The sequence below is a fragment of the Streptomyces sp. 3211.6 genome, assembly GCF_003634815.1.
Lineage (GTDB): Bacteria > Actinomycetota > Actinomycetes > Streptomycetales > Streptomycetaceae > Streptomyces > Streptomyces katrae_A.
In genome coordinates this window covers 6,306,613-6,332,920 of sequence record NZ_RBXC01000001.1, presented here as the reverse complement: position 1 = coordinate 6,332,920, position 26,308 = coordinate 6,306,613, and the positions used below count along the sequence as shown (strand labels likewise).

The window sequence follows — 26,308 nt, the reverse complement described above, 5'->3', positions numbered from 1 at the left end:
CGGCCACTGCCCCCAGCTTATTGCTCCCGTCCCCGCCCGCTCAGGCCGCGCCCCGCAGCAGTTCGCGCACCCGGACCGCGGTGGCCTCGTCCCGGCCCACCGCGAACGGCAGGGCGTTGTCCCGGTCGATCCGGAAGGGGACCCGCTCGACGGTGCTCTGCGCGCCGCCGGCCTCGCCGACCAGCAGCAGCCCCGCCGCGTGGTCCCAGGCGGAGGGCCAGGTGAAGGCCAGCGCGTCCATCTCGCCGCGCGCCACCCTCAGGTACTCCAGGCCCGCCGAACCGCAGGGCCGGGGCGCGATGCCGGGCACGTCCAGCCGGGAAAGGAAGCGCCGGTCCTCCTCGGAGGTGTACAGGGGGTGGGCGGTCGCCACCCGCAGGTCGGCGCCGGGCTCGGGCGAACCGCTGCGGATCCGCTCGCCGTTGGCGTACGCGCCCTGTCCGCGCACGGCGGTGGCCAGGAGGTCCAGGGCCGGGGCGTAGGTCCAGGAGGCGAGGATCTCGCCGTGCTGCGCGAGCGCGACGAGGGTGCAGAAGTGGGGGTCGCCCGCCACGAACTGCCGGGTGCCGTCGACCGGGTCGACGATCCACACGGGGGCGTCGCCCCGTAGTGCCGTGTAGACCTCCGGGTCGGCGTGCACCGCTTCCTCGCCGACGACGGCGGAGCCGGGCAGCAGCCGGGACAGCGAGGCCGTGAGGTGCTCCTCGGCCTTGCGGTCCGCGACGGTCACCAGGTCGTGCGGCCCCTTCTTCTCGTCGACCTCGTGCTGGGCGAGCTGCCGGAACCGCGGCATGATCTCGACCGCCGCCGCCTTGCGGACGGCCTCTTCCACGTCGGGCAGGCCCTGGGCCAGGAACTCATCGATCATGCCCCCATCACATCACGGCGCCCCGCGGAACCCCACCGACGGCCCACGGCGCCGGGCCGGACACCGGGTGACAGGGAGGTGAACCCGCCCGGCAGGACACCGCCCGGGGCCGGGGCTAGCCTGGAAGAGGGGTCGTCCGTGCGTGGAGAAAGGCGGCGGGCTCATGAGGGGACGCGCCAGGAACGCGGTGGCGGTGGCCACGATGGTGGTACTGGGAACCGGCAGCGCCGGTGTGGCCTTCGCCGACGACCTGTCACCCAAGGAGATCTACGAACGCGCGGCGCCCGCGACGGTGCGCATCGTCGGGACGATGGCATCGGGGACCGGGTTCGTCTACGACGCGGCGAAGGGTCTCATCGTCACCAACGCCCATGTGGTGCTGGACGAGCCCTCCCTGCGGGTCGGGGTCGGGGACCGGCCCCCGGTGGCCGCCCGGCTGCTGGGGATCGACCCGTGCGAGGACGTCGCGGTGCTGACGTTCTCGAACCCCCAACCGGACCTGAAGGAGCTGAAGTTCGCCGACAGCAAGAAGGTCGCGTTCGCCGACAACGTCACCGCGCTGGGCTACCCCGCCTCGATCGAGGAACAGGGCGCGCAGAAGCCGGTGTTCACCACCGGCGCGGTACAGAACCCGGACGTCAGCGGCTCCGCCCCGGACCCGGACCTGCCGCGCTACCCCGAGACCATCCAGCACTCCGCCACCATCAACCCCGGCAACTCCGGCGGCCCGCTGCTGAACGGCAAGGCCGAGGTGGTCGGCATCAACACCCTCTCCCTCACCGGCGGGGGCGTGCAGGGCCAGTACTACGCCATCAGCAGCGACCACGTCCGCCCGCTGCTCGACCAGTTGGCGGCGGGCGACGTGAAGAACGACCCCGGCTGGCAGCTGGTGTCCCTGCAGAACCCGGACCTGGCGACCTACTTCCCCGAGGAGGACGCCGCGAAGGTCGAGGCCACCCAGAAGCAGTTCAAGGGCCAGGACGGCATGGTGGTCACCTACTCCCGGACCAACTCCCCCGCCGACAAGGCGAAGCTGGAACCGGGCGACGTGATCACCGGCCTGAAGGACACCGCGGTCACCTCGTACGCGGACGTCTGCGACGTACTCCAGTCGGCCTCCCCCGGCGAGACGGTCCCGGTGACGGGCGTGTACTCCCCCATCACCGCGAACGGCAAGGACATCAAGGCGGGCGAGGAGTGGAGCACCGACCTGGTGGTGGACAAGGGCAAGTAGGACGCCGGGGGCGGCGATCTGCCGTCGGCTCGCCGCCGGGGGCCACGACGTGGTGATCGGGTACCGCGGCAATGCGGCGGCCGCCGAGGCGGTGGCGGCGGACGTCCGTGCCGCCGGGCGGCGTTGTGTCACGGTGGCCGGGGCCCCGCCGACGAGACGGCCGTGGCCCGGCTGTTCGGCGCCGGGGCCGGCCTCGGCCGGGTCACCGGTCTGGTCAACAACGCCGGAGTCAGCGGCCCCAACGGCCGGCTTGCCGACGCGGACGCGGCGGGCCTCAGGCAGGCCCTCGAGGTCAACGTACTGGGCTACCTGCTGTGCGCCCGGCAGGCGGTGCGGGTGATGTCCGCCGGCGGCGGCGGTGCCGTGGTCAACATCTCCTCGGCCGCCGCCACCCTGGGCAGTCCGGGCCAGTACGTCCACTACGCCGCCGCGAAGGCGGCCGTCGAGGCGCTGACGGTGGGCCTGTCCAAGGAGGTGGCTGCCCAGGGGATCCGGGTCAACTGCGTGGCACCCGGCACCGTCTGGACGGACTTCCACGAGGACCCCGACCGCCCCGCCAAGGTGGCCCCGGCGATCCCGATGGGCCGGGCCGGCCACCCGGAGGAAATCGCCGGCGCGGTCTCCTGGCTGCTGTCCGCCGACGCCTCGTACACGACGGGCGCGGTCCTCCGGGTCGCCGGCGGCCTGTGACCGGCCGGTTCAGGGGCGCCCGCCGTTGACCGCCGGGATGATGTCGGAGCCGTAGGCGTCGATCACGGACTCCCGGGCGTCGTGCATGTCGTAGACGGCGAACTGGTCGACACCCAAGTCGCGCAGGGCCCGGAGCTTCTCGATGTGGGCCTCGGGCGGGCCCAGGAGGCAGAAGCGGTCGACGATCTCGTCCGGGACGAAGTCGGTGGAAGGGTTTCCGGCGCGGCCGTGGTGGCTGTAGTCGTATCCGTGGCGGGCCTTGATGTACTCGGTGAGTTCGTCGGGGACCATGCCCGAGTGTTCGCCGTAGCGGGAGACGAGGTCGGCCACGTGGTTGCCGACCATGCCGCCGAACCAGCGGCACTGGTCGCGGGCGTGGGCCAGGGCGGACGGCGAGTCGTCGGCCGTGACGTAGGCGGGGGCCGCCACGCAGATGGTGACCGACGCCGGGTCGCGGCCCGCCTCGGCGGCGGCGTCGCGGACCGCTTTGACCATCCATTCCGTGAGGAACGGGTCGGCCAGCTGGAGGATGAAGCCGTCGGCCTTCTGGCCGGTCAGGGCGAGGGCCTTGGGGCCGTACGCGGCCATCCAGACGGGGAGTCTGCCGTTCTTGATCCAGGGGATGCGGATCGGGTTGCCGTCCACGAGCGCCTCGCGGCCTTCGGCCAGGTCGCGGATGACCTCGATGGCCTCGCCGAGGCGGGCCAGGGTGTTGGGGGCACGGCCGGCGACGCGCATGGCGGAGTCGCCGCGGCCGATGCCGCAGACGGTGCGGTTGCCGTACATGTCGTTGAGGGTGGCGAAGGTGGAGGCGGTGACCTCCCAGGTGCGGGTGCCCGGGTTGGTCACCATGGGGCCGATGTGCAGCTTCTGCGTGTTGGCGAGGATCTGGCTGTAGATGACGAACGGCTCCTGCCACAGGACCGCCGAGTCGAAGGTCCAGCCGTAGCGGAAGCCGTTGCGTTCGGCGCGCTTCATCAGGCTGATGACCTGGGAGGCGGGCGGGTCCGTCTGGAGGACGATGCCGAAGTCCATGGGCGGCTGCTCCTTGCTGGGTAGTACGGGCCCGGGGCGTGCGGGCCCCGGACACCCTCTAGAGGTACTGGCAGGTGGAGCGGTGCACGAAGGCCCCGTGCCCGGCCCGGCCGGTGTAGGCGCGGCGGTCGATGACGGGTTCGCCCCGGGAGAGGACCGTGTCGACGCGTCCGGTGATCCGCCTGCCCTCGTACGCCGAGTAGTCCACGTTCATGTGGTGGGTCTCGGCGGAGATGACCTGCTCGGCGTGCGGATCGTAGAGGACGATGTCGGCGTCCGAACCCGGGGCGATGGTGCCCTTCTGCGGGTAGAGGCCGAACATCCGGGCCGGGGTCGCGCAGGCGATCTCGATCCAGCGGCGGCGGGTGATGTGGCCGTCCAGGACGGCCTGGTGGAGGAGGTCCATGCGGTTCTCCACGCCGGGGAGACCGTTGGGGATCTTGGAGAAGTCGCCCCGGCCCAGTTCCTTCTGGCCGCGGAAGCAGAACGGGCAGTGGTCGGTGGAGACCACCTGGAGGTCGTTGGTGCGCAGGCCGCGCCAGAGGGCCGCCTGGTGCTCGCGAGGGCGCAGGGGGGTGGAGCAGACGTACTTGGCGCCCTGGAAGTCCGGCTCGGCGAGGTTGTCGGTGGAGAGGAACAGGTACTGGGGGCAGGTTTCGCCGAAGACCGGCAGGCCCTTGTCGCGGGCGGCGGCGAGTTCCGCGACGGCCTCCTCCGCCGAGACGTGGACGACGTAGAGCGGGGAGCCGGCGACCCGGGCGAGCTGGATCGCCCGGTGGGTGGCCTCGGCCTCCAGGAGGACCTTGCGGACCTCGCCGTGGTGGCGGGGGTCGGTCTCGCCGCGGGCGAGGGCCTGTTCGACGAGGACGTCGATGGCGATGCCGTTCTCCGCGTGCATCATGATCAGCCCGCCGTTGCCGGAGGCCCGCTGCATGGCGCGCAGGATCTGCCCGTCGTCGCTGTAGAAGACGCCCGGGTAGGCCATGAACAGCTTGAAGGAGGTGACGCCCTCGCCGACGAGGTGGTCCATCTCCTTCAGGGTGTGCTCGTTGACGTCCGACAGGATCATGTGGAAGGCGTAGTCGATCGCGCAGTTGCCGTCGGCCTTGGCGTACCAGGTGTCGAGTCCCTCGCGCAGGGAGCGGCCCACGCTCTGGACGGCGAAGTCGACGATGGTGGTCGTGCCGCCCCAGGCGGCGGCTCGGGTGCCGGTCTCGAAGGTGTCGGAGGCGGAGGTGCCGCCGAACGGCAGCTCCATGTGGGTGTGGGCGTCGACCCCGCCCGGGATGACGTACTTGCCGCTCGCGTCGATCGTGCGGTCGGCCGTCCAGGCGCCGGCGGCGGCCGAGCCGGTGGCGGCGAGCGCCGCCACGCGGCCGTCCTCGACGAGGACGTCGGCGTGGAGCTCGTCGGCGGCGGTGACGACGAGGCCGCCTCTGATCAGGGTGCGGATGCTCATTCGGTCCCCCTACTCGATGCTGCGGAGGGCCTGTCCGAGGATCTCGGCCCCCTCTTCCGCCTCGGCCACGGTGAGGGAGAGCGGCGGCGCGATGCGCAGCACGCTGGTGTCGTGCCCGCCGCCCTTGCCGATGAGCAGGCCGCCCGCGCGGGCGGCCTCCAGGACCGCGGCGGCCGCCTGCGGGTCGGCGCGGTCGGTGCCAGGCTCGGTGAGCTCCAGTCCGGCCATCAGGCCCCGGCCGCGGACCTCCCGTACGGCGGGCGAGGTGGCGGCGAGGGCGCGCAGCCGCTCCAGGAGGAGGCCGCCGACGCGGCGGGCGTTGCCCTGGAGGTCGTGGTCCAGCAGGTAGGCGAGGTTGGCGAGGCCTGCCGCCATCGTCACCGGGGAACCGCCGAAGGTGGAGATGGAGTTGGCGTCGAGGCAGTTCATCACCTCGGCGCGGGCGACGACACCGCCGATGGACATGCCGTTGCCGATGCCCTTGGCGAAGGTGAGCATGTCCGGCGGCCCGCTCTGCGCGTGGGCCTGCCAGCCCCAGAAGTAGTCCCCTGTGCGGCCCCAGCCGGTCTGTACCTCGTCGCTGATCCAGAGGATGCCGTGCCGGTTGAGCACGTCGCGGAAGGCCCCGTACAGGCCGTCGGGGGGTGAGGTGAACCCGCCGACGCCCTGGATGGGTTCGGCGATGAGGGCGGCAACTCCCCCGCGGGCCTGGCCGAGCACGTCCTCCAGGTCGGCGACGGCCGCGGCGGTGAAGGCGGCGTCGTCGAGGGCGGCGAAGGGGCCGCGGGTACGGACGGCGCCGTGGACGTAGTACGTCTGGAGCGGGGAGAGGCTGGTCGGGGACCAGCCGCGGTTGCCGGTGATGCCGACGGTGGAGAAGGACCGGCCGTGGTAGCTGTTGCGCATCGCCAGGATCTGGTTGGAGCGGCGGTACGCGGTCGCCAGCAGCAGGGCGGCGTCGTTGGCCTCGGTGCCGGAGGTGGTGAAGAAGACCCGGGCGTCGGGGATGCCGGAGAGGGCGGCGATCCGTTCGGCCAGCTCGATCATGGGCCGGTTGAGGTAGAGCGTGGAGGAGTGGATGATCCGCCCGGCCTGCTCGGAGACGGCCTTGGTGACCTCGGGCAGGGCGTGGGCGGTCATGGTGGTGAGGATGCCGCCGAAGAAGTCGAGGTACCGGTTGCCGTCGGCGTCCCAGACGTGGCGGCCCTCGCCGTGGGTGAGCTCGATGGGGCGGTCGTAGTAGAGCGCGAGCCAGTCGGGCAGGACGGTGCGGTGGCGGTTGTACAGGGGGGTCGGGTTGGTCACGGCTGAACCAGTCCTCCGTAGGCGTCGGGGCGGCGGTCGCGGTAGAAGGCCCACTGGTCGCGGACCTCCTTGATCAGGTCGAAGTCGAGGTCCCGGACGAGGAGTTCCTCCTCCTTGTCGCTGGCGACCTCGCCGACGAACTGGCCCCGGGGGTCGACGAAGTAGCTGGTGCCGTAGAAGTCGTTGTCGCCGTACTCCTCCTGGCCGACGCGGTTGATGGCGGCGACGAAGTACTCGTTGGCGACGGCGGACGCCGGCTGCTCCAGCTGCCACAGGTAGGCGGACAGGCCGCGGGAGGTGGCGGACGGGTTGTAGACCAGCTGGGCTCCGGCCAGGCCGAGTTGGCGCCAGCCCTCGGGGAAGTGGCGGTCGTAGCAGATGTAGACGCCGACGCGGCCGACGGCGGTGTCGAAGACAGGCCAGCCGAGGTTGCCGGGGCGGAAGTAGTACTTCTCCCAGAACCCCTTGACCTGCGGGATGTGGTGCTTGCGGTACTTGCCGAGGTAGCTGCCGTCGGCGTCGATGACGGCGGCGGTGTTGTAGTAGAAGCCCTCGTTCTCCTTCTCGAAGACCGGGACGACGATGACCATCCCGGTCTCGCGGGCCAGCTCCTGCATCCGGCGGACCGTGGGCCCGTCGGGGACGGGCTCGGCCCAGCGGTAGTGCTCGGGCTCCTGGACCTGGCAGAAGTAGGGGGCGTTGAACACCTCCTGGAAGCCGATGACCTTCGCGCCCTGGGCGGCCGCCCTGCGGGCGTGCTCCTCGTGCTTGGCGATCATCGACTCGGTGTCTCCGGTCCAGGTGGCCTGGACGAGTGCGGCGCGGACGACTTGGGCCATGAGCTGCTCCTCGCGACGGTACCGCCGACTTCTACGCACGTAGACGGTGTGCGTAGGGAGTCGAAGGTAGGCCTCGTCCCAGCGTGGGGCAAGACCACCTTGCGCGGTTGGAGTAGTCGATCAAGTTACGACGCCGAGCGGTCATTTACGGTCAGGCGATGGGCGTTCGGCGCGGGCCCGGTCAGGCGGAACCGGCGGTGCGCATGCGGCGGTGCGCATGCGGCCGTACGCGTACACGCAGCCGGCCGGCGCCAGGCCGGAGAGCAGAATGAAGCCGATGGAGTAGGAGGACTGGGCGCTGTAGACGGCGCCCATGACCAGCGGCGGGACGAAGCCGCCCAGGCCGCCCACGGCGCCCACGATGCCGGTCACGCTGCCGACCTGCGGCTGCGGGGGTGACCCGCGAGACCAGGGCGAACACGGCGCCGCCGGCCGTGCCCAGTCCCGCGGCCATCAGGAGCAGGCAGACCGTGGCGGTGGGCGTCCGCGCCGGGTCGAAGGCCTGCAGGACCGCGAGGAAGGCCACCGCGCCCAGGGCCCAGGCCGTCACCACCGCCGGGCGGACCCGGTCCGCCAGCCAGCCGCCGATCGGCCGGAACACCACGGTGACCAGGGCGAATCCGGCGGCCCGGGTGCCGGCGTCGGTCGGGCCGAGGCCGTACCAGGTCTTGAGGTAGGTCGGCAGGTAGACCCCGAACCCCACGATCCCGCCGAAGCCGATCGCGTACAGGGCCGACAGCTCCCCGTGACCCCGCAGCCGGCCGGCGGCGGCCAGCCGGGTGGCCAGGGGTGTCGTCGGTACGGGCCGCCCGGGCCGGTCGCGGAGCAGCAGGGCGGCGACCAGGGCGTACCCGGCCAGGGCGGCGGCCAGGACGAGGAAGGGCAGGCTCTCGCCGTGCCGGTACGTCCGGGGCGTGAAGTAGCCCGAAAGAGCGACGCCGCCCATGCCCATGCCCATGCCGAAGACGCCGAGGGCCGCGCCGCGGTGCCGGGGCGGGAACCAGGAGTTGACGAGGGACGCCGATGGCGAACGTCGTGCCGCCCAGGCCCAGGACGAAGCCGACCGCGAGCAGCGCCCCGTACGAGCCCCTGGCGGGGATCAGCAGCAGGACGGGCACGATGGTCAGGGCGCTCACCAGCGGGAACAGCAGCCGGGCGCCGAAGCGGTCGGTCAGGGCGCCGACCGGCACCCGGCCGACCGAGCCGACCAGGCAGTCATGGTCGGCGCCGGCGGGCGGGGGCGCATCCCGGCCCACGGCGGGACCGTGCCGGGGGGTGCGGCGCGTGCCCCTGGGCCGGCCGGCGCCCCTGGGACCGAGTCGTGGCGGGCCCGGACCGTCAGGCCCGCGCCACCGGGAGGCCGGCCGCGCGGAGGGCGTGGGTGAGGTCGCGGTGGCGGCCGGCGGAGAGGGCGCGGGCGGCTCGGAGCAGGCGGGGGGTGAACCAGTGCGGATCGTGGCGGGCCAGGGCGGCCGTCTCGTCGGCGGTGCGCAGCCGGACGTAGGCCTCCAGCAGGGCCCGGGTCTCCCGGTCGCGGCCGGCCGCGCCGAGGGCGAGGGCGGTTTCGGCGACCTCCGCGGCCGGGCGGGCCACGCCCTGGCGCAGCAGCCGGGCGGCGTCGTCCTCCCGGCCGCCCTCGCCCAGGGCCCCGGCGGCCGCGGCGAGCCGGTCGGGCGGGAGCGAAGCCGCCTCCCACAGGAGGGTGGCCCAGTCGGCGGCCAGCCCGGCGTGCCCGAGCTCCTCGGCGAGGCCGGGCAGCTCCCCGGCGGGCCACAGGGCCGCCTCGCACAGCAGCGCGTGCGCCTCGCCGCTGCGCCCTTGGGCCCGCAGGGTGAGCAGTTCGGAGACGAAGGCCCCCCGGGCGGCCCCGGGAGGCACCGCCCCGGCCGGCGGCTCGGCGCCGAGGGCCGGGGGCTCGGTGCCCAGGGCCGACGGCTCCGTCCCCAGGACCGCGGGCCCGGCGCCCCCGACCGGCGGCTCGGGGCCGAGGGGCGTGGGCCCGGCGCCCCAGGCCGACAGCTCCGTGCCCAGGACCGCGGGCCCGGCGCCCCAGGCCGACAGCTCCGTCCCCAGGGCCACAGGCCCGGCGCCCCCGACCCGCAGCTCCGTCCCCAGGGCCACAGGCCCGGCGCCCCCGACCCGCAGCTCCGTCCCCAGGACCGCAGGCCCGGCGCCCCCGACCGGGGGCAAGGGTGTGCGGGGGCGGGGTACGGCTGGGAGGGGGAGGGCGGAGAGGCGGGTCTGGAAGTCCCTCTGGCGCGACGTCGCCCGGATGGCGTCGTCGTGGGTCCACGCCAGTTCGCGGGACAGGGTCTGCGTCTGCGCCGGGTCGGCCGTGGCGTCCAGCCGGGCGCTCAGGGTCCGCAGGGCCTCCTCCGCGGCGGCCCGCTGCTCGGCGGCCGCGGCCAGCAGGGTCCGCAGCTCCCCCGCCCCCTCCGGCCGGGCGTCCCACGCGGCGACGGCGGCGGCCCGCAGCCCCGCCGCGTACGCCGCTTCCCGCGCGGTGGCCCCCGGTGCTCCCGGGAGGTCCAGCAGGAGGGACTCCACGACGTCCCACGGGGGTAAGGCGGCCCCGTCGAGGCAGGCCCGCATCCCCTCCGGGTCCCGCCGCAGGAACTCCCCGTACCAGCCGGCCCCGGGGTCCAGTCTCCGTGTCAACTCACGTAAGTATTCAGTGAGTTGACCGATCACGAGCGCAGTCGGCGTCTCCATCCCCGCATGGGACCGCACCAGCGTTACGGGCGCGCTACGGGAGCCTCAAACCTTGACGGCGAGCCCGCGTCCGCCGGTGTGGAGCAGGCGGCGGCCAGCAGGCCGGCCGCGAGGACGGCGCCGAGGAGCGCGAGACCGAGCCGTTTGGACGAGTTCGTGGTCGACACGCTTCACCCTTGCCCCGGACCGGGCCGCACCGATCACCCATTGCGCCGTCCGGCCGCCGGAGACGACCCCCGAGGGGCCCCGGCGGCCGTCAGGCGGGGACCGGCGCACCGCCGACGGTTCCCGCGCCGCGCCCGTCGAGCGCACGGTCGCGGTCACCGCCGTCGGCCCCGGGATCCTGACCGCCCCGCAGGGGCTACGGCTTCCCCTGCGGGTGCACGACCATCGCCGAGCCCCCGCCCCGCCGGGTGGTCTCGGCGGCCGCCAGCCAGCGGCCGTCCGGCAGCCGCTGGACGCCGGTGGCGGCGCCGATCTCCGGGTTCTGCCGGAACGCCTGCCCCAGCGCCTCCAGTTCGGCGCGCAGCGGGCTGTTCCACAGCTCCGGTTCCAGTTCCGTCGTCGTCTGGTTGCGCTGGCTGGCGCGCGGCGCCTTGATCGCGTCGACCAGCGGCAGCCCCCGGTCCAGGTGGCCGGTCAGGGTCTGCAGGACGGTGGTGATGATGGTCGCGCCGCCCGGGGAGCCCACGGCCAGGACCGGGCGGCCGTGCTCGAGGACGATGGTCGGGGACATGGACGAGCGCGGCCGCTTGCCCGGGCCGGGCAGGTTCGGGTCCGGGACGCCGGGGGCGGCCGGGGCGAAGGAGAAGTCGGTCAGCTCGTTGTTGAGCAGGAAGCCGCGCCCGGGGACGGTGATGGCGCTGCCGCCCGTGGACTCGATGGTCAGGGTGTACGAGACCACGTTGCCCCAGCGGTCGGCGACCGTCAGGTGCGTGGTGTTCTCCCCCTCGTAGGTGGTCGGGGCGGCCTGCCCGGTGCCGCCGCAGGCCGCAGGGTGGCGCGGGTCGCCGGGGGGCAGCGGGCTGGGCAGGGTCGCGTCCGGCCGGATGAGGCAGCCGCGCGAGTCGGCGAAGCGCTGGGAGAGCAGCTCGCGGGTCGGCACGTCCTGGGCGGCCGGGTCGCCCACCCAGCGGCCCCGGTCGGCGAAGGAGATCCGGGAGGCCTCGATGAACCGGTGCAGGTACTGGGCCTCGGACAGCTTCGACAGGTCGGTGCGCTCCAGGATGTTCAGCGCCTCGCCGACGGTGGTGCCGCCGGAGGAGGAGGGCGCCATGCTGTAGACGTCCAGGCCCCGGTAGTTCACCTGGGTCGGGGCCTGCCGTTTGGTCCCGTACGCGCGCAGGTCGGCGGCGGTCAGGTCCCCGGAGCGGACTTTCCGGGTGGCGGCCGGGTCGACGGGGGGCTTGCGGACGGCGTTGACGATGTCGTCGGCGATCGGGCCCCGGTAGAGCGCCCCGGTGCCCTTGCGGGCGAGTTCGGCGTAGGTGGCCGCGAGGTCGGGGTTCTTGAACGTGGAGCCGACGACCGGGAGTTGTCCGCCGGGCAGGAAGAGCTTCCGGGTGGCGGGGAAGTCCTTGAAGCGGGCCTGGTTGGCCTCGGTCTGGGCCCGGAAGGTGGCGTCCACGGTGAAGCCGTCACGGGCCAGTTTCTCGGCCGGGCGCAGGAGTTGGGAGAGCGGCTTGGTACCCCAGGCGTCCAGGGCGGTGCGCCAGGTGGCGGGGGTGCCGGGGACGCCGACGCTGCGACCGCTGGTCTGTCCCTCTTCGAAGGGGATGGGGACGCCGTTCTCCTGGAACAGGGTCTCGGTGGCCGTGGCGGGCGCCGTCTCGCGGCCGTCGACGGTCTGCACGCGGCGGGAGGCGGCGTCGTAGTAGACCAGGTATCCGCCGCCGCCGACGCCGGCCGAGTAGGGTTCGGTGACCCCGAGCGCGGCAGCGGTGGCGACGGCCGCGTCCACGGCGTTGCCCCCGGCCCGCAGGACCGCGATCCCGGCCGCCGAGGCGTCGGCGTCGACGCTGGCGACGGCCCCTCCGTAGCCGACGGCCACCGGTACCTTGGCCGGCGCGGCCTCCGCCGCGGGCGGGGACGGGGGCGGGGCGGCGGCTCCGGTGGAGACGAGCGCCCCGGCGAGGGCTGCGAACGCTAACTGACGTGCTGCGCGAGCGCGCATCCGGTTCCTCCAGTCGACTGCCTGTCAGACCATGGACGGGCAGCCTAGCTTCGCCGCACCCGCCGCGTCATGGAGGCGGTGCGGCCGTTAGCATCCGCCGCATGAACGACGACGTGCGCAACATCGTGCTCGGTGTGGTGGCCACCGCCATCAGCGGTGGCTCCGGCTGGTTCACCCGTACGTACCTGTGGCGCCGGGCGCTGCGCCGCAAGCAGGCCTTCTTCGGGTTGCCGGCCGGCTCGGACTGCCTGTTCGTGGTCAACCGGCAGATGGGCGGCACCGAGTCCTCGCTGCACCGCAACGACGCCTTCGCGCTGCTGGAGATATCGGCTCTGATCAAGGACTGCGGGGCGACGGTGCAGATCGTCACGCACGAGGCCCGGCAGGGGTTCGGCGAGCGCGCCGAGTTCTGCGTCGGCGGTCCCGCGTCCAACTCCCGCACGGTGGCGCACCTTCAGTCGATGCTGCCGGGGGTCCGGGTGGACGTCTCCCCCGAGCCCGGACCGGACCGGGGGGCGATAGCCGTCGGCGGCGAGACGTACCGGTGGGAGCCCGGCATGGTCGAGTACGTGCTGCTGGCGCGGCTGACGACCGACCAGGGCGCACGGCCGGTGTTCCTGCTGTCGGGGCAGACCGCCAACAGCAACCAGGCCGCGGCCCGTTATCTGGCCCGCCACCAGGAGAAGCTGGCGCGCGCCTACCGCCGGGCGTCCTTCTGCCTCCTGCTGAAGGTGGTCAACTCCGATGCGTACGGCCCGGACGTGACGGAGCTGGTCGCGGACGTCACCGCCGCGGCCCGGACACCCGCAGCGGCAGCCGCGTGATCCCGTTGATGAAGTTGGAGACCAGCCGGCGTGGCTCCCCCGCGAGTTCGGGCGCGGGCATGGCCGTACGCCACTCCTCGTAGAGGGTGCGCAGCTGGAGCCGGGCGAAGTGGGCGCCGAGGCAGACGTGCGGGCCGTCGCCGAAGGAGACGTGGGGGTTGGGGGAGCGGCCGAGGTCGAGGCGGTGCGGGTCGGTGAAGACGCGTGCGTCGTGGTTGGCGGAGGCGTGGAAGACCACCACCTTGTCCCCGGCGCGGATCCGGGTCCCGGCGAGCTCGGTGTCACGGGCGGCGGTGCGGCGGAAGCTGAGCACCGGCGGGTGGACGCGCAGGAGTTCCTCGACGGCCCGGTCCAGCGGGGCCCGCCCGTCGGCGAGGGTGCGGTAGGCGTCGGGGTCGCGGGCCAGGGCGAGGAGGCCGCCGGGGGCGGCGCTGCGGACGGTGTCGTTTCCGGCGACGGTCAGCAGGAAGAAGAACATCTCCAGTTCGGCGGGGTCCAGCCCGCCCTGGGCGAGGGCCGTCATCACGTCGTCGCCGGGGCGGCGGAGCTTGTGCGCGGCGAGTTCGCGGGCGTAGCCGAACATCTCGCCGAGCAGCGCCGGTGAGCGCGGGTTGAGCGGTGTGCCGTCGGGGCCGAGGAGCGGGGCGGGGGCGTCCTCGGGGTCCTGGTAGCCGATGACGCGTACGGTCCACTCCAGCAGCAGGCCCCGGTCGGCGGCCGGGACGCCCAGCAGGTCGGTGAGATTGAGCAGGGCGTACTCGTCGGTGACCGCGCGGACCAGGTCGGCGGCGCCGTCCTCGGCCCCGTCGCGCGCGGCGGCCAGGAGCGTACGGGCGCGCTCGCGGGCCCGGGCGGCGAAGGCGTCGACCCGGGCGGGGGTGAAGGCCCGGGAGACCAGGCGGCGCAGCCGGCCGTGCTCGGGAGGGTCCTGGTTGAGCATGGTGCGCCGCAGGAAGGGCAGGTCGGCGGGGTCGGGGTCGCGGATCTGGGTGGCGCCGAGCCAGGAGGAGTACGCGGTGTGGTCGCGCAGGACGCGGACGACGTCGGCGTGCCGGGTGACGGCCCAGAACCCGGTGCCGGCGGGCCACCCGTCCACCTCGGGCTCCTCCTGCCAGGCCACCGGGTACCGCTCGCGCAGCACCCGGTAGCTCTCGTGGGGGACGCCCGCGGCATAGAGCCGCGGGTCGAACACGTCGGGCACGCCGGGCCGGCGGGGGGCGGCGGGCACATGTGGGGCACGTTCCATGGTCCACACGGTGACGCCCGGCGGCCCGGGCCACAAGACGGCGGCGGCGCGGCCCGGTACGGCCCTGGCGCGGGCGCCGCGGGCCGGCGTCGCGGACGGCCGGCGTCGCGGGACGGCCGCCGTCGCCGGACGACCGGCGTCGCGGGACGGCCGGTGTCGCGGGACGGCCGGTGTCGCGGGACGGCCGGTGTCGCGGACGACCGGCTTCGCGGGACGGCCGCCGTCGCCGGACGACCGGCTTCGCGGGACGGCCGGCGTCGCGGACCGCCCGCGCGCGGCGGGTGACGCCCGCGCCCGGCAGGGGGTCGGTCGCGGCCGGCAGGGGGGGTCGCGGCCGGCAGGGGGGCGGTCGCGGCCGGCAGGGGGGCGGTCGCGGCCGGCGGTCGGTGTCGCGGGGCGGTGCCCGGCCGCCCGCCGTTCAGCGCCCCGCGTCGCAGCGGGCCGGGTCCAGGGACGTGTCGGTGCCGCGGAGGGTCACCTCGTACAGCGGGTCCACCGTGGACAGGGCGCTGCACACCAACTGGCGGCGGCCCAGCGGGTCGAGGCCGGCGACGGGGAAGGGCAGGCTCACCTCCAGCCGGTCGGTGACCGTCACGCTCACCCCGCCCTCGGCCGCCTCCTCCCCCAGCACGGGTACCCGCGTGCGCAGCCCCGCGTCCTGCTCCGCCGGGCCGGGCCCGCGCAGCAGCCCGATCACGCTGCCCCGGGGCCCGCCCTGGGTGTACTCGGGCTGCGGCGCCGGGGCCAGACCCCCGTCGGGGGTGACGAAGTAGGCCGTGGCGGCTCCGGCCCGCGCGACGGCCACCCGTGCGGCGGCGCCGCTCTCCACGACTCCGGTGGGCTTGATCCCGCAGGCGGTGGCCGCGAGCAGCGGGCCCAGCAGGGCTGCGGTCACGGCCGGGCGCCGCAGCGGCGGGCTCACGGGGCGGCCTCCAGCGGCATGTCGAGGGTGAACACCGCTCCCCCGAAGCCGTCCGCCCCCTCCGGGGCGTTGGCGGCGCTCAGGGTGCCGCCGTGCAGCCGGACGTTCTCCAGGCTGATCGCGAGGCCGAGGCCGCTCCCGGCGGAGCGGGTGCGGGCGGCGTCGGCCTTGAAGAAGCGGTCGAAGATGTGCGGCAGCACCTCGGGGCCGATGCCGGGCCCGCTGTCGGCGACCTCCACGACCAGCCGCTCCCCCTCCGGCGCGGACGCGGTGCGCACGGCGACCCGCACGGGGGCGGCGCCGTGCCGCAGCGCGTTGCCGACCAGGTTGGCGAGGACCACGTCGAAGCGGCGGGGATCGAGGCGGGCCCGCACCCCGTCGGGCAGGTCGGTGGTGACCCGTCCGTCGTCCCAGTGGCGGCGCTGGAGTGTCTTGCCCACGGCCTCGGCCACGTCCACGTCGTCGAGGTTGAGCCCGGCGGCGCGGGCGTCGAAGCGGGAGATCTCCATCAGGTCCTCGACGAGCACGGCGAGTTTGCCGGTCTCGGCGCTGATCAGCCGCAGAGCCTTGGCGGTGTCGGGGTCGAGCTGTTCGGCGTCCTCGTCGAGGACCTCGGTGACGGCGAGCATCCCGGCGAGCGGGGTGCGCAGTTCGTGGGAGACGTCGGCGGCGAACCGGCGGGCCCGGGCTTCGGCCTCCCGCAGTTCGGCCACCGACTCCTCCAGGGCTCCCGCGGTCTCGTTGAAGGTGCGGGCGAGGCCGGCCAGTTCGTCGGCGCCGCGGACCTCGATCCGGGTGTCGAGGCGGCCGCGGCCCAGGTTCTGGGCGGCGCGGCGCATGTCGCGCACGGGCCGCAGGACGCTGCGCGCGGCGAGGAGGGCGGGGACGACCGAGATGGCCAGGCCGGGGACGGCGCCCTGCTTGGCGGCCTGGACCATGGCGTCGACGGTCTGCTGTTCGGTGGAGAGCGGCATGACGGCGTAGAGCACGGCTCCGGTGGCCTCGCGGGCGCCGTTGTGGAGGAAGACGGCGGGCATGCCGATGGTCAGGTAGGGCTCGCCGCGGTCGTCGGTGACCCGCTGGAAGGCCCCGTGGGGGTGGGAGGACACCTGGGTGCGCAGGGTGTCGGTGAGGACGTCGGAGACGGGTGAGCCGAGGTCGGCGGAGGTGGCGCGCAGGGTGCCGTACTCGCCGAAGACCACCCAGGGGTGGGGTTTGCCGCGTCTGCCGACGTCGTCGACGACGCGCTGGAGCTGGCGCTGGTCCAGCGGGAGGGTCAGGGCCACGGCCTCCAGCTGGTCGCGCAGGGTGCTGACGGCGGTGTCCTGGCTCTGGGTGAGGACGGCGCTGCGCGCCTGCCGGTAGGTGAGGGCGGCGGTGCTGACCGCGCAGATCGCGGCGACCAGGAGGAACGCGGCGATCAGGCGGGTGCGCAGGCCGAACGGCGCGCGGCTGGGCACAGGGGTCTCCTAGAGCGGCCCGAAGCGGTAGCCGAAGCCCCGCACCGTCTGTATGTAGCGGGGGCCGTGGGCGGGGTCCTCGATCTTGTGGCGCAGCCGGCGGACGCAGGCGTCCACCAGCCGGGCGTCGGCGTGGTAGCTGTGCTCCCACACGCCCTCCAGCAGTTGCTGGCGGGAGAAGACCTGTTCCGGGGCGGCCGACAGGTGGAGCAGCAGTTTGATCTCGCTGGGGGCGAGGGCGAGCCGTTCGCCGTTCCGGGAGACGGTCAGGCCGGCTCGGTCGACGGTGAGCTCGCCGTGCCGTTCGACGCCGAGGCCGCCGCCGGGCGCGGGGCGGCGGCGCAGGACGGCGCGGACGCGGGCTTCGATGATGGCGGTGCGGGCGGGTTTGACGATGTAGTCGTCGGCCCCGGCCTCCAGGCCGACGACGACGTCGAAGTCGTCGCCGCGCGCGGTGAGCATGATGACCGGGACGAGGCTGTCCTCGCGGATCCGGCGGCAGACCTGGACTCCGTTGATCCCGGGGAGCATCAGGTCGAGCAGGACGAGCTCGGGGTGGAAGGCGCCCAGCAGGGCGAGGCCTTCCTCCCCGGTGCCGGCGGATCTGACCTCGTGTCCCCTGCGGCGCAGGCCCAGGGCGACTCCTTCCCGGATGGAAGGGTCGTCCTCGATCAGCAGTACGCGTGGCATCCGGTCCAGTATCCCAAGGTGTTCTGCCGCCTTTCCTCCCGCTATCGGCCGGTCTTGCGGCGCAGGGAGTCCAGCAGGTCGGTGATCTCCGTCAGGCGCAGGGGCCTGGCGAGGAGTACGACGACCAGGGCGAGCGCCGCGGTTCCCGCCCCGGTCGCGGCGAACGCGCCGAGGCCGTCGGCGGAGCGGGCGGCCCCGTAGCCGGCGGCGGCGGCCGGCAGGCAGGCGGCGAGCAGGCGCAGGTGGGTGCGCAGTGCGGTGGCGCCGCGGGGGCCGGGGCGCGGGCCGAGCCGGCGGGAGAGGGTGCGGGCGGTGACGGCGGCGCCGCCGATGAAGGCGAGGGAGGTGGCGGCGGCCATGCCGGTGACCGCCCAGCGGGCGGGCAGCAGCAGGTAGGCGGCGTAGGAGAGGCCGGCGTTGAGGGCGACGATGACCAGGTTGAGGAAGAAGGGGGTGCGGGTGTCGGAGAGGGCGTAGAAGCCGCGGGCGAGCACGTACTGGGCGGAGTAGGCGACCAGGCCGGGGGCGAAGGCCGTGAGCATGCCCGCCATGGCGGCGACGCCCTCGGTGGTGACGGATCCGTATCCGGAGACGCAGTCCATCACCCAGGGGGCGAGCGCGGCGAAGAGGGTGGCGGCGGGCAGGACGAGGGCGGCGCTGGAGCGCAGGGCGTAGGAGACGTCCTCGCGGACGGCGCCGAGGTCGCCCGCGGCCGCGGCCGAGCTCATCCGGGGCATGAGGGCGGTGACCAGGGAGACGGTGATGATGCCCTGCGGGACGATCCACAGCTGGTAGGCGCTGCTGTATGCGGCGTAGCCGAAGCCGGCGCCGCCCGGCTGGTCCTGGACGGTGGTGGAGAGACTGGTCACCACCCAGTAGGCGAACTGGTTGGTGAGCACGAGCATGACCAGCCAGCCCGCGTTGCGCAGGGGGCGGGTGAGGCCGCTGCCGCGCCAGTCGAAGCGGGGGCGCCAGCGGAAGCGGGCGGCGCGCAGGGCGGGGACCAGGGCGAGGGCCTGGATGACGATGCCGGCGGTGGTGCCGAGGCCGAGCAGCCGGGTCTCGGCGGCGGTGAGGCCGTCCCGGCCGCCGCCGGAGGCGTGCAGGAACCAGCCGAAGACGGCGATGATCACGAGGTTGTTGAGGACCGGGGTCCACATCATCGCGCCGAACCGGCTTCGGGCGCCCAGTACCTGGCCGAGCAGGGTGAACAGACCGTAGAAGAGGATCTGCGGCAGGCAGAAGCGGGCGAGGGCGATGACCGTGTTCCGCTCCGCGGCCGTGTAGGAGGAGGGGGTGTACGCGTCGACGACCAGCGGTGCGGCGAGTACGGCGACGGCGGTGAGCGCGAGGAGCGCCACGGTGCAGGCGGTCAGCAGCCGGTCGGTGTACGCGGCGCCGCCGTCCCGGTGTTCCCTGGCGGCGCGAACCAGCTCGGGGACGAAGACGGCGTTGAGCGCGCCGCCTATGAGCAGCATGTAGATGATGTTCGGGACGGTGTTGGCGACGGCGTAGCCGTCGCCGAGGAACGCGGTGCCCAGCGCGGCGAGGACCACGGCGGAGCGGACGAACCCGGTGGCGCGGGAGACGACGGAGCCGGCGGCCATGACGGCGCCGCTGCGCAGCACCGAGGCTTTCGCCGGAGCCGGGTGGTCTGCCGCGTCCGGCCTGGTGTCGGTGGCTGTCACGGGCGGTCTCCCAGGGGTTCGGGCGTGCGGGGTTCGAAGGGGGAGGGTACCCCGCGCCGGGCGGCGGTCCGGGCCCCGGGAATTCCCTTCTGTCAGGTGCCGTACGGCCCTTTCCGCAGAGCCGAAGGTCCTTTTTCCGAGCCGTACGGCTTTCGGACACGGACTCTGAGAACCGGCCACCGGCCCGCACCTAAGCGGAATGTGACCGTTCGGCAACCGTTTCGCTGCGGCCCATGTCACAACAGGAAGGGCGGCCTTTTCCGGAGAATGCGCAACCTAAAGTCGTCCCGTTCACTCCTTCCTTGTGGACGACCATTGCTTCGGAGGGATTTTCCTTGAGCCGCTCACGCCGTACCGCACTCCCGCGCCGCCGGGTCCGCCATGCCGCGCTCGCCGGCACCGCGCTGCTGGCCGCCGCGCTGACCGCCTGCTCGGGCGGCTCCGGCGACGGTGCGGACGGCGGCGGCAAGGCCGCGGACGCGAAGAACAAGGCCCCCATGGCCGTTTCGGTGAACCTGACGGACGGCCAGGTCAAGTCGGGTGAGCCGGTCAAGGTGACCATCGCCGACGGCAAGCTGGCGCAGGTGAAGGTGACGGACGGCAAGGGCGGGGAGCTGGCCGGGCAGATCGCCTCCGACGGCAAGAGCTGGACCTCGGGCCGCAACGCCGCACCGAACACGGACTACAAGGTCGAGGCGCAGAGCACCGACAGCCAGAGCGCGGGCACGCAGTTCAAGACCTCGGCCGCCGACAAGGTGAACAAGGTCTCCATCAACATCCCGAAGGGCAGCACGGTCGGGGTCGCGATGCCCGTCTCGCTGGTCTTCGACAATCCGGTGAAGAACAAGGCCGAGGTCGAGAAGCAGCTGAAGGTGACCACCTCGAACAGCACCGAGGGTTCCTGGGGCTGGGTCAAGGACTATTCCGGCAACGACCGGGTGGACTGGCGCCCCAAGGACTACTGGAAGTCCGGCACCGACGTGAAGGTGGAAATGAACCTGAACGGCGTGGACTCCGGCGCCGACAGCGGGCTCTTCGCCCGCGATTACACCACCGAGTTCAAGATAGGCAAGGACCGCCGGATGGAGGTCAGCCTCGACACCAAGAAGATGGCCATCACCGAGGACGGCCAGGTCGTCAAGACGGTTCCCGTCTCGGCGGGCACTCCGGGCGGCGAGAAGGCCTCCTGGTCCGGGAAGATGGTGCTGATGGCGAAGGAGGGCACCATCCTGATGGACTCCCAGACGGTGGGCCTCGGCAACGCCTACAACAAGATGGTCGACTACTCGATGCGGCTGACCTGGTCGGGCATGTACGTGCACGCCGCCCCCTGGAACGCCGACAACTTCGGCCACGCCAACACCAGTTCCGGCTGCGTGGGGATGAGCGACGCCAACGCCAAGGCCGTCTACGAGCAGGCGCAGCCGGGCGACCCCCTGGAGGTGGTCGGCAGCGGCTCGAAGGGCAAGGCGGACCTCGGCAACGGCTACGGCGAGTGGAACCTGCCCTGGGACCAGTGGAAGGCCAAGAGCGCGCTGACCGGAGCCACCCAGGCGGGCTGACGGCGGCCCGGCGCGGTCGCGGGGCGGACGCCTGCGGATCCGTACGGACCCTGACGTTCCACCAATTGTTACCGCCACGTAACTTACTGGCGGGTTACCTTGAGTAAGCCCCTCCCGTTACTGTCGGGTCACTTTCGGACACCGGCGCACGCGAGGAGCGTTCGATGAGAGCCCGCCCCCACACCGCAGCGGCAGCGGCCGCCCTGCTCGCGGCCACCGCCCTGGGCCTGGCCCCCCACCAGGCCCAGGCGGCCCCCGCAGCCGCCCCGCAGTCCTCCCCGCAGGCGTCGCCGGAGGTCCGCTTCCACGACATCCCCGGCTCCGGCGGCATCACCCTCAAGGGCAACGTCTTCACCCCGGCCGGTGCCGCACCGGGCCGCACGTACCCGCTGATCGTCCTCCCCACCAGCTGGGGCCTGCCGCAGGTCGAGTACGTAGCCCAGGCCAGGCAGCTGGCCGACTCCGGCTACACCGTGGTGAGTTACACCTCGCGCGGTTTCTGGCTCTCCGGCGGCCAGATCGAGACGGCCGGCCCGGCCGACGTCGCGGACGTCTCCGCCGTCATCGACTGGGCCCTCGCCCACACCCCCGCCGACCCGGACCACGTGGGCCTGGGCGGGGTCTCGTACGCCGCCGGCATCAGCCTCCTGGCCGCCGCCCACGACCCCCGCGTCAAGGCGGTGGTCGCCCTCAGCGGCTGGGCCGACCTCATCGAGTCCATCTACTCCGGCCGCACCCAGCACCTCCAGGCCGCCGGGCTGCTCGGCGCGGCGGGCTACCTCACCGGCCGGCCCGGGCCCGAACTCCAGCAGGTCCTTGGCGACTTCCTGGGCTCCCGGCTGGAGAACGAGCAGGCGATGATCGACTGGGGCAGGAAGCGCTCCGCCGCCGGGCAGGTCGACCGGATCAACGCCAACGGCGCGGCCGTCATGCTGGGCAACGCCTGGGGCGACACCGTCTTCCCGCCCAACCAGTACGCGGAGTTCTTCGAGAAGCTCACCGGTCCCAAGCGCCTGGAGTTCCGCCCCGGCGACCACGCCACCGCCGAGGCGACCGGCCTGTTCGGACTGCCCAACGACACCTGGACCGACGCCCACCGCTGGTTCGACCGCTACCTCAAGGGCGAACGCAACGGGGTGGACACCGAGCCCCCCGTCCGGATCACGTCCCGCAGCACCGGCGGCTACGAGGACTACCCCGACTGGAAGTCGGTCGGCTCCGGCGGCGAGGAGAGGATCCCGCTCGACGGCAGCGAACACCTCTGGGCCAACGTCGACTCCGGCGCCGACGGCGGGATCGTCCTCCTGTCCAGCGTCCTCGACCAGTTCGCCAAGGCTCCCCCGGTCGTCTCCGTCCCGCTGCTGCCGCGCGCCTTCGCCGCCGTCTGGCAGTCCCCGCGCTACGAGCGGGAGCGCCGCGTGCGCGGCACCGTCCGCCTGCACACCACCGTCACCCCCACCAAGGGCGACGGGACCTTCGTCGCCTACCTCTACGACGTCGGCCCGCTCGGCCTCGGCAAACTGGTCAGCAACGCCCCGTACACCTTCCACGGGAAGACCCCCGGACAGTCCTTCGGCGTGGACCTGGACCTCTTCTCCACCGCCTACGACGTGCCCGGGGGCCACCGGCTCGCCCTCGTCGTCGACACGGTCGACCCCCTCTACATCGAGCACAACCCCACCGGCGCGCAGCTGACCTTCTCCTCGCCGCGCACCGACCCCTCGTACGTCTCGGTGCCGCTGCGCGAGCAGTGATCGCGGGCTGCCGCCGGGGGGCCGCGCGTCTACCTCCCCGGCAGCACCGGCCCCGGCTCGGCGGGGGCGACCTCGACTGCCCTGGTCTTGAGGCTGCGCCGCTCCCGCCGGGCCACCCAGGTGGCCAGCCAGGACAGCAGCATGCACATCCCGATGTAGATCGGCGAGATGATCATCACGACGGGGATGAACGGCAGGTCGTAGTCCAGGTTGGAGGCGATCAGCTTGCCCGCGTGCAGGAACTCCTCGTAGGTGATCAGGAAGCCGAGCGAGGTGTCCTTCAGGGCCACCACCAGCTGGCTGATGATCGCCGGCAGCATGGCCCGGACCGCCTGCGGTGCCAGGACGAAGGTCATCACCTGCGTCTTGCGCATGCCGAGCGCGTACGCGGCCTCGCGCTGCCCCCGCTCGACGGAGTTGATGCCCGTACGGAAGACCTCGGCCAGCACCGAGCCGTTGTACAGGGTCAGCCCCGCCACCAGGGCGGGCAGCGGCTGCACCTTCAGCGCGACGAAGATGAAGAAGATCATCACCAGCACGGGCATGGCCCGGAAGAACTCCACGCAGAGCGTGGCCACCCAGCGCACCGGCCGGTGCACCGAGAGCCGGCCCGTGGCCAGCACCGCGCCGAGCACCAGCGAGAGCACCGAGGCGTACACGAAGGCCTTGAGCGTGTTGCCCAGCCCCTTGAGCAGCAGGTCCTGGATGCCCTCGTAGGCGAAGGGGCGCCACTTGGCGGCGGTGAACTGGTGGGTGTCGAAGAGCAGGTAGAGGATCCAGGCGAGCAGACCGAGGATCACCACCGTCGAGACGATCCCGTAGAGGAAGTGGCGGCGCAGGGTGCCCGGACCGGGCAGGTCGTAGAGGGCGGTGGACTGCTGGTCCCCGTGCAGCGCGTGCGCGGTCATCGGGCGACTCCGTAGCGCTTCTCCAGCACGTTGAAGAGCGCGCTGATGGACAGGGTGATGATCAGGTAGCCGACGGCGATCCAGACGAAGGTCCAGATGATGCTGTAGCCCAGCTCGTTGAGGGTCTTGTACGTGCCCAGCAGCTCGGTGACGCTGAAGGCGCCGGCGATGGCCGAGTTCTTGGCGAGGGCGATCAGGGTGGAGCCGATGGGCGGGATGACGGAGCGGAAGGCCTGCGGCAGCACGACCGTGCCCAGGGTCTGGCCGAAGGTCATCCCCAGGCTGCGGGCGGCCTCCCCCTGCCCCTTGGGCACGGTGTTGATGCCGGAGCGCAGGGCCTCGCAGATGAAGGCCGAGGTGTAGCAGCCGAGCGCCAGGACGGCGAAGAGCTGGAACGGCAGGACCAGCCCGAAGCGCGGCAGGCCCAGCAGCACGGCGAAGAACAGCAGGGTCAGCGGGGTGTTGCGCAGCACGGTCACCCAGACCGTGCCGAAGACCCGGAAGGAGCCGACGGGCGCGACGCGGAAGGAGGCCATCAGGAAGCCGAGGACCAGGGCGAGCAGCGAGGCGTAGACGGTGAGCTCGACGGTGCCGAGGAAACCCTTGCCGTAGAGCGCGAAGTTCTCGGTGAGTACGTGCATGGTGGTGCGCTCTCCCCTCAGCCCGCGGGGTAGCGGTCGATGGCGGGCGGTTTCGGGGCGGGCTGGCCGGAGAGGCCGAGGGTGGCCTCGTAGGCCTTCTTCCAGTCGCCGTTCTTCTCGTGCGCGGCCAGGGCGTCGTCGAGGGCGAAGCGCAGGGCGTTGTCGGAGCGGGGGACCCCGATGCCGTAGGGCTCCTGGGAGAAGGGCTTGCCGACGACCTTGAGTTCTTCGGGGACCTTGGCGGCGTAGCCGAGGAGGATGGAGTCGTCGGTGGAGACGGCGTCGACCTGGTAGGTCAGCAGGTTGTCCACGCAGACCGAGTAGGTGTCGTAGGCGACGAGCACCGCCCTGGGGTACTCGCTCTGGAGGCGCTGGTACGGGGTGGAGCCGGCCGCCGAGCAGACCCGTTTGCCGGCGAGGTCCTGGGGGCCCTTGATGTCCTTCTCGTTCCGGCGGACCAGCAGGGACTGGCCGGCCATGAAGTAGGGCCCGGCGAAGCCGACCTGCTTCCTGCGCTTGTCGTTGATCGTGTAGGTGCCCACGTAGTAGTCGATCTGACCGTTCTGCAGGGCGGTCTCGCGGTTGGCGGAGGCGATGGTCTTGAACTCGATCGTCTTGGGGTCGAAGCCGAGCGAGGCGGACATCATCTTGGCGATCTCGATGTCGAAGCCGGAGTACCGGCCGGTGGCGGGGTCCTTCTCCCCCATGTACGGCTGGTCCTCCTTGGCCCCGACCACCAGGTGGCCGCGCCGCTTCGCCTTCTCCCAGGTGGGCGAGGCGGGCAGGGTGAAGCCGGTGTCCACGTGGTAGACCGGCAGGTCCTCGGGCTGCGGCCCCTTGACCGGGGGGCTGCCGCTCTTCCCGCAGCCGGAGACGGCCGTGAGGAGGACCAGGGCGACGAGGGCCGGGGCGAGGGCGCGCAGGGTGTGCTTCATCGGGCCGCCCCTCAGTGCTTGAGGATCTTGGAGAGGAAGTCCCGGGCCCGTTCGCTCTCGGGGGCGGTGAAGAACGCCTCCGGGGTGCGGTCCTCGACGATCCTGCCGTCCGCCATGAACACGACGCGGTTCGCGGCGGAGCGGGCGAAGCCCATCTCGTGGGTGACCACGACCATGGTCATGCCCTCGGCGGCGAGCTGCTGCATGACCTCCAGCACCTCGTTGATCATCTCGGGGTCGAGGGCGGAGGTGGGCTCGTCGAAGAGCAGGGCCTTGGGGTTCATGGCCAGGGCGCGGGCGATGGCCACGCGCTGCTGCTGCCCGCCGGAGAGCTGCGCGGGGAACTTCTCCGCCTGGCTGGCGAGGCCGACCCGGTCGAGGAGCTCCCGGGAGCGCTTGTCGGCCTCCTCCCTGCCCCGTTTCCTGACCTTGACCTGGGCCAGGGAGACGTTGGCGAGGACGGTCTTGTGCGCGAAGAGGTTGAAGGACTGGAAGACCATGCCGACCTCGGCCCGCAGCCGGGCCAGCTCCCTGCCCTCGGCGGGCAGCGGCCGGCCGTCCAGCAGGATCTCGCCGGAGCCGATGGTCTCCAGGCGGTTGATGGTCCGGCAGAGGGTGGACTTCCCGGAGCCTGACGGGCCGATGATCACCACCACCTCCCCGCGGCCGACGGTGAGGTTGATGTCCTGGAGGACGTGCAGATCCCCGTAGTGCTTGTTGACGTCCCGCAGCTCGATCAACGGTTCGACGGCCATGCGCTGCCCTGCCCACTTGTCGGTGTGTCGAGGTCAGCGCAAACTATCCAGCGGCGCAGGGGACTTCACCGCGACACGCCCGAAAGGTACATAAAGTACATTGGCCCTTTAATACGGCCTCGCGGTCAGCCCTCGGAGGCCTCGGCATAGGCCTGGCTGAGCTCGGGTGACCCGGTCATCGCCCAGGAAACCCCCGACTCGACCACGTCGAGCTCCCGCCCCGAGGCCAGCCGGATCACGGGCCGGCCGTTGGGCCAGACCTGCCAGCCGGTACCGGGCACGGTCCGCACGATCACGGTCCCGAGGTAGAAGCCCGCGTCGTTGCCGAGCCAGGGCACCGCCTCCGGGTCGCGGCGCCAGCGGGGCATCAGCTGGTCGAGGTCCTCCAACGAGGCCGGGGTCTGGTCCAGTTCCAGCCCCGCGGCCCTCGCCTGGGCGCGCAGCATCTCGCACTCCGCGAACAGCTCGCCGATGCCCTCGGGATCCTCCGCGAGGGCATCGGCCAGTCCCACGGCACCCTGTTCCGTCTCGTCCCGGTGGAGCCAGTTGGCCAGGAAGGGGATGCGCATACCGACCAGCCTGGCACCCGGACGCGCCGCTGGCCACAG

General features: G+C 72.9%; 21 protein-coding genes and 2 pseudogenes. 5 read left to right on the top strand and 18 right to left on the bottom strand.

Going from position 1 to position 26,308, the window contains the following annotated elements; genetic code table 11:
- Positions 1 to 40: 40 nt before the first annotated feature.
- Positions 41 to 868 (bottom strand): inositol monophosphatase, encoded by an 828-nt coding sequence (locus BX286_RS29105; protein WP_079430494.1) that lies wholly within the window; start codon positions 866 to 868, stop codon positions 41 to 43.
- A gap of 163 nt (positions 869 to 1,031) precedes the next feature.
- Here BX286_RS29105 and BX286_RS29100 point away from each other — a divergent pair, with 163 nt between their 5' ends.
- Positions 1,032 to 2,102 carry a S1C family serine protease gene (locus BX286_RS29100; protein WP_100862535.1) on the top strand — a complete coding sequence of 357 codons (1,071 nt, stop codon included), beginning with the start codon at positions 1,032 to 1,034 and terminating at the stop codon, positions 2,100 to 2,102.
- Between the two features lie 16 nt (positions 2,103 to 2,118).
- A pseudogene (locus tag BX286_RS29095) lies at positions 2,119 to 2,792 on the top strand (SDR family oxidoreductase).
- Between the two features lie 9 nt (positions 2,793 to 2,801).
- Here BX286_RS29095 and BX286_RS29090 read toward each other — a convergent pair.
- The 7 genes and pseudogenes from BX286_RS29090 to ggt form a co-directional block, all read right to left on the bottom strand.
- The gene (locus tag BX286_RS29090; RefSeq protein ID WP_121016749.1) at positions 2,802 to 3,827 is read right to left on the bottom strand and encodes a TIGR03842 family LLM class F420-dependent oxidoreductase; all 1,026 of its coding nucleotides are present in this window, start codon (positions 3,825 to 3,827) and stop codon (positions 2,802 to 2,804) included.
- A gap of 58 nt (positions 3,828 to 3,885) precedes the next feature.
- Entirely contained in the window at positions 3,886 to 5,286 is a 1,401-nt protein-coding gene (gene hydA, locus BX286_RS29085; RefSeq protein ID WP_121016747.1) for a dihydropyrimidinase, read from the bottom strand.
- 9 nt (positions 5,287 to 5,295) lie between these two features.
- On the bottom strand, positions 5,296 to 6,591 hold the full coding sequence (locus BX286_RS29080; protein ID WP_079430479.1) for an aspartate aminotransferase family protein: 1,296 nt from the start codon (positions 6,589 to 6,591) through the stop codon (positions 5,296 to 5,298).
- On the bottom strand, positions 6,588 to 7,430 hold the full coding sequence (locus BX286_RS29075; protein ID WP_079430477.1) for a nitrilase-related carbon-nitrogen hydrolase: 843 nt from the start codon (positions 7,428 to 7,430) through the stop codon (positions 6,588 to 6,590). The genes BX286_RS29080 and BX286_RS29075 overlap by 4 nt, the downstream gene beginning before the upstream one ends.
- 141 nt (positions 7,431 to 7,571) lie before the next feature.
- A pseudogene (locus BX286_RS29070) lies at positions 7,572 to 8,641 on the bottom strand (MFS transporter); the annotation flags it as partial.
- A gap of 127 nt (positions 8,642 to 8,768) precedes the next feature.
- Positions 8,769 to 10,088: a hypothetical protein gene (locus tag BX286_RS29065; RefSeq protein WP_261993541.1), complete on the bottom strand. Its 1,320-nt coding sequence runs from the start codon at positions 10,086 to 10,088 to the stop codon at positions 8,769 to 8,771.
- 415 nt (positions 10,089 to 10,503) lie between these two features.
- On the bottom strand, positions 10,504 to 12,315 hold the full coding sequence (gene ggt / locus BX286_RS29060) for a gamma-glutamyltransferase (RefSeq protein ID WP_100862539.1): 1,812 nt from the start codon (positions 12,313 to 12,315) through the stop codon (positions 10,504 to 10,506).
- A gap of 101 nt (positions 12,316 to 12,416) precedes the next feature.
- On the opposite strand from ggt, the gene BX286_RS29055 reads away from it, so the two are divergent.
- On the top strand, positions 12,417 to 13,139 hold the full coding sequence (locus BX286_RS29055; protein WP_121016744.1) for a hypothetical protein: 723 nt from the start codon (positions 12,417 to 12,419) through the stop codon (positions 13,137 to 13,139).
- Here the strand turns inward: BX286_RS29055 and BX286_RS29050 are convergent.
- The 5 genes from BX286_RS29050 to murJ form a co-directional block, all read right to left on the bottom strand.
- On the bottom strand, positions 13,099 to 14,385 hold the full coding sequence (locus tag BX286_RS29050) for a cytochrome P450 (RefSeq protein ID WP_121016743.1): 1,287 nt from the start codon (positions 14,383 to 14,385) through the stop codon (positions 13,099 to 13,101). The two genes, BX286_RS29055 and BX286_RS29050, sit on opposite strands and share 41 nt — an antisense overlap.
- 418 nt (positions 14,386 to 14,803) lie before the next feature.
- Positions 14,804 to 15,307 (bottom strand): hypothetical protein, encoded by a 504-nt coding sequence (locus tag BX286_RS29045; protein WP_107438329.1) that lies wholly within the window; start codon positions 15,305 to 15,307, stop codon positions 14,804 to 14,806.
- The gene (locus tag BX286_RS29040; RefSeq protein ID WP_121016741.1) at positions 15,304 to 16,767 is read right to left on the bottom strand and encodes an ATP-binding protein; all 1,464 of its coding nucleotides are present in this window, start codon (positions 16,765 to 16,767) and stop codon (positions 15,304 to 15,306) included. Before BX286_RS29040 ends, BX286_RS29045 begins: the two co-directional genes overlap by 4 nt.
- Positions 16,768 to 16,776: 9 nt before the next feature.
- The gene (locus BX286_RS29035; RefSeq protein ID WP_079430468.1) at positions 16,777 to 17,457 is read right to left on the bottom strand and encodes a response regulator transcription factor; all 681 of its coding nucleotides are present in this window, start codon (positions 17,455 to 17,457) and stop codon (positions 16,777 to 16,779) included.
- 41 nt (positions 17,458 to 17,498) lie between these two features.
- On the bottom strand, positions 17,499 to 19,145 hold the full coding sequence (murJ, locus tag BX286_RS29030) for a murein biosynthesis integral membrane protein MurJ (protein ID WP_079430467.1): 1,647 nt from the start codon (positions 19,143 to 19,145) through the stop codon (positions 17,499 to 17,501).
- A gap of 335 nt (positions 19,146 to 19,480) precedes the next feature.
- Here murJ and BX286_RS29025 point away from each other — a divergent pair, with 335 nt between their 5' ends.
- Together BX286_RS29025 and BX286_RS29020 are read left to right on the top strand one after the other, a co-directional pair.
- A complete protein-coding gene (locus tag BX286_RS29025; RefSeq protein ID WP_261993540.1) occupies positions 19,481 to 20,707 on the top strand; it encodes an Ig-like domain-containing protein in 1,227 nt (408 codons plus the stop codon).
- Positions 20,708 to 20,871: 164 nt separating this feature from the next.
- Positions 20,872 to 22,461, top strand: a complete 1,590-nt coding sequence (locus BX286_RS29020; protein ID WP_121016739.1) for an alpha/beta fold hydrolase — start codon at positions 20,872 to 20,874, stop codon at positions 22,459 to 22,461.
- Positions 22,462 to 22,490: 29 nt separating this feature from the next.
- Here the strand turns inward: BX286_RS29020 and BX286_RS29015 are convergent, their stop codons facing one another.
- The 5 genes from BX286_RS29015 to BX286_RS28995 all read right to left on the bottom strand — a co-directional run bounded on the left by BX286_RS29015 (position 22,491) and on the right by BX286_RS28995 (position 26,269).
- Positions 22,491 to 23,369 (bottom strand): amino acid ABC transporter permease, encoded by an 879-nt coding sequence (locus BX286_RS29015; RefSeq protein ID WP_079430463.1) that lies wholly within the window; start codon positions 23,367 to 23,369, stop codon positions 22,491 to 22,493.
- Positions 23,366 to 24,010 (bottom strand): amino acid ABC transporter permease, encoded by a 645-nt coding sequence (locus BX286_RS29010; protein ID WP_079430461.1) that lies wholly within the window; start codon positions 24,008 to 24,010, stop codon positions 23,366 to 23,368. Before BX286_RS29010 ends, BX286_RS29015 begins: the two co-directional genes overlap by 4 nt.
- Positions 24,011 to 24,027: 17 nt before the next feature.
- The gene (locus tag BX286_RS29005; RefSeq protein ID WP_079430460.1) at positions 24,028 to 24,945 is read right to left on the bottom strand and encodes a glutamate ABC transporter substrate-binding protein; all 918 of its coding nucleotides are present in this window, start codon (positions 24,943 to 24,945) and stop codon (positions 24,028 to 24,030) included.
- Positions 24,946 to 24,956: 11 nt separating this feature from the next.
- Complete coding sequence (locus BX286_RS29000) at positions 24,957 to 25,700, bottom strand: amino acid ABC transporter ATP-binding protein (protein WP_121016738.1); 744 nt, start codon at positions 25,698 to 25,700, stop codon at positions 24,957 to 24,959.
- A gap of 125 nt (positions 25,701 to 25,825) precedes the next feature.
- On the bottom strand, positions 25,826 to 26,269 hold the full coding sequence (locus tag BX286_RS28995) for a DUF6278 family protein (RefSeq protein ID WP_079430458.1): 444 nt from the start codon (positions 26,267 to 26,269) through the stop codon (positions 25,826 to 25,828).
- Positions 26,270 to 26,308: the final 39 nt, after the last annotated feature.